The sequence below is a fragment of the Cysteiniphilum marinum genome (genome assembly GCF_014857925.1).
GTDB lineage: Bacteria > Pseudomonadota > Gammaproteobacteria > Francisellales > Francisellaceae > Caedibacter > Caedibacter marinus.
This window is the reverse complement of the sequence record NZ_JACYVZ010000077.1, coordinates 1-2,768: the sequence shown is the minus strand read 5'-3', so window position 1 is coordinate 2,768 and position 2,768 is coordinate 1. Positions and strand designations below refer to the sequence as shown.

General features: G+C 37.4%; 4 protein-coding genes. All 4 read left to right on the top strand.

What is annotated here, in order from left to right; translation table 11 throughout:
- Positions 1-234, top strand: a 234-nt coding sequence (locus tag IE867_RS14760; protein ID WP_225630041.1) for a hypothetical protein, incomplete at its 5' end; no start/stop codon positions are given.
- Complete coding sequence (locus IE867_RS14190; protein WP_192485367.1) at positions 203-976, top strand: type VI secretion system contractile sheath domain-containing protein; 774 nt, start codon at positions 203-205, stop codon at positions 974-976. The genes IE867_RS14760 and IE867_RS14190, both read left to right, overlap by 32 nt.
- Before the next feature lie 47 nt (positions 977-1,023).
- Positions 1,024-1,626: a hypothetical protein gene (locus tag IE867_RS14185; RefSeq protein ID WP_192485366.1), complete on the top strand. Its 603-nt coding sequence runs from the start codon at positions 1,024-1,026 to the stop codon at positions 1,624-1,626.
- A gap of 30 nt (positions 1,627-1,656) precedes the next feature.
- Positions 1,657-2,709 carry a type VI secretion system baseplate subunit TssK gene (gene tssK / locus IE867_RS14180; RefSeq protein ID WP_192485365.1) on the top strand — a complete coding sequence of 351 codons (1,053 nt, stop codon included), beginning with the start codon at positions 1,657-1,659 and terminating at the stop codon, positions 2,707-2,709.
- The last annotated feature ends 59 nt before the right edge of the window (positions 2,710-2,768 follow it).

The window sequence follows — 2,768 nt, the reverse complement described above, 5'->3', positions numbered from 1 at the left end:
AGTTTTGTATCATGGTTAAGTTTCGCAGCAAACTCAGATAAAGCTCATGACATATTGCTGCAGGCGATCATAAAAAACAAGGTGGGGAATAGACCAGGACGGATTGAGCCTCGAGCTGTTAAAAAGCGCCCCAAAGCATTTAGGCGACTTAATAAAAGCAGGGAGTTGGAAAGAGCTGAAATAATTAACAGGATGCAGAAAAATGCCAATAAAAAAGATTCATCTGCCGCTTAAGGTAGTGCCATTACCTTATGACCCAGAGATCAATCCAGCAAACAAAGGCCTTAAAGGCTTTAAAGAAGATATTAATCCATTAAATGATAATGATTACTTATGGGGCTCAAGCGCCATATTGTTTGCTAAGAATTTAACCAAGTCGTTTGAACGCTCTGGTTGGTGTCAGCATATTCGTGGTCCAAAAGCAGGAGGCATGGTTGAGGATCTTGCGACGCATACTTTTGATATTCGTGGTAAGGAGGAGGCAAAGCCACCGGTGGAGTTTGTGATTCCTGATTATCGTGAGTTTGAGTTTGCTAAGTGTGGTTTCATTCCTTTGGTATACAACAAAGGAACAACAGAAGCCTGTTTTTTCAGTGCGCAATCAGCAAAGTATGTTGAGACCTTTGAAGATCCAAAAGATTCTGAAAACGCGCAGATGATTTCAAACCTGTCATATACTTATTCAATTACACGTATTGCACATTATGTTAAGTCTGTGATGCGTGACAATATTGGTTCAACAGCAGATGGTGCTTATATCCAGAACCAACTATCAAAGTGGCTCAACGATTATGTAACCGCAGTAACGGATCCAGATGATGTAACACTACAGAGATTCCCTTTTAAAACAGCCAACATTGAGGTGAACTCTGTGGATGGAAAAATCGGTTGGTATAACTGCAAAATTAGTGTGCTACCTCATCTTCAATTTGAGGGTATGGATGCTGAGTTAAAGCTAGACTCTCGATTAGCTTAAAAATTAATGTGTAAAACATAAACGCAACGACAAAAGGAGTGTTTTAAATGAATAGTACAGCGATTAATAAAACGTTTGACCCATATGTTTTATTGGATCAGGGCAATGCCTTGCAACATGAAGAGTATGCAGTTATTACTGAGCTAAAAATCAATGGGACTGATCTGCCAAAAGGTGTTAAGTATAAGCAGCCAACCGATGATGGTGTGAGCGATGCAGAAGCCGTTGCTATTATCGATATATTTAACTTAGGCGAGCGCTCGTCAAGCCCATTATCGATCAGATTTATGTATCCTGCAGCCCATCACACAGCACTTGTTACAACGATGCAAAGCTTTAAAGCAGATAATCAATTAATTGAGCTGAAGTTTGAAATTCATAAATTTGCAGGTAAAGATGGAACCGGTGAAGGGCAGTGGGTCGTCTATGCAAAGAATGAAGATGCAATTACAACCCGTCTGGATAGTTTTGGTGGTAAGCCTGCTGCTGAATATAATAAAGACTCTTTAGATGCGCATGAAAAATTTGGGATATGGACATTGACCTTTTTGCCACCATCATTAAAGGCAACTAATCCTAATATTACGATTGATTTAGGACAAGGACAAAAAACAGCACGTGCTTGGGGCATTGCTTCAAATGCATCATAAGTGAATGAGTTTCAATACTGGGAGTTTTGTATGCATCAAGTCAATTGGAAAAATGGTCAATTACTTTTGCCTCAGCATTTTAATATAATGGGTGATCATCATGTTGCGCTTATTGCTCAACGCTCAAAATTACAAGGTGAAGCTTTTTATGGCTTTGCTGATTTAGTAATTGATCGTGATTTATGCGCAATGGGTGTTATCCGATTTAAAGCGCTTAAAGCAATGGATGTTTGTGGTCAATATTATGAGTTGCATAATAATCTCAGTATTGAAGAATGCTTGCTAGATGAGCTATTAAAGACGTCAAATAAAGAAGTTTATTTACATGTTTTCTCTGCAAAACCTAAAGAGATATCGGTTGTGGATCATCAAATTGAGATCAAAAGCTACAAGGCAGTTTTGTCTAGTGCTCCCACTATGGATGGAAGTATCAGTAGCTTTCCTTTTTGTAAGATTTTAATGCTGCCATCTGGTAAATGTGAGCTTAATGTTTTACCAAAAACGCCGATTTTAAGTTTTTATAACAGTCTATTTTGGGAAAGCTACAAAGATCAGATTAAAAGCATTGTTTTGTCCATTGAGGCGCGAATTAAAAATGATTTACTAAATCATATTTCAGCCAGTAAATATGTGATGGCACAGACAGTTTTAATGCATAGCTATCGCATTGATAATTGCATGATGACCATGGAGCAAGGTGGTCGATCGTCACCTGATTATTTGTTTCAACAGTTATATGATTTTTATCTTTGCTTTTGCAATTATATCGATGATGAACCTATTACTGAGCTGACATATCAGCATAATACATGCTGTAAATGTTTGAATGATCTGGTTGAACACTTAGGTTTTATCGCCAAATATGAAGTGAAAGAAGCTTCATTGTTAGCCTTTAATAAAGGTATGCGCTATATAGAGCTCAAAGAAATTCCAGAGATTATTTTAGGTTCAAATCGAGTTTACTTACTCATTCAAGAGTTAACCAAAGATTTTAATATTGATGATATCAAGGTTGCCACACTACAGGACAGTAGCTGCAAAAAGTCTTTATTTTCAAGGGTTTCAATGACATCTTTAGAGTAGAAAAAAATAACTAAAATTACATATGAAACACAACAAAGCATTTCAGCAGCTACTGGGAC

Bases quoted from the DNA above. Each gene is read 5' to 3' on its own strand.
- IE867_RS14190 (WP_192485367.1), top strand. From the start codon at position 203: ATGCCAATAAAAAAGATTCATCTGCCGCTTAAGGTAGTGCCATTACCT.
- IE867_RS14185 (WP_192485366.1), top strand. From the start codon at position 1,024: ATGAATAGTACAGCGATTAATAAAACGTTTGACCCATATGTTTTATTG.
- tssK (WP_192485365.1), top strand. From the start codon at position 1,657: ATGCATCAAGTCAATTGGAAAAATGGTCAATTACTTTTGCCTCAGCAT.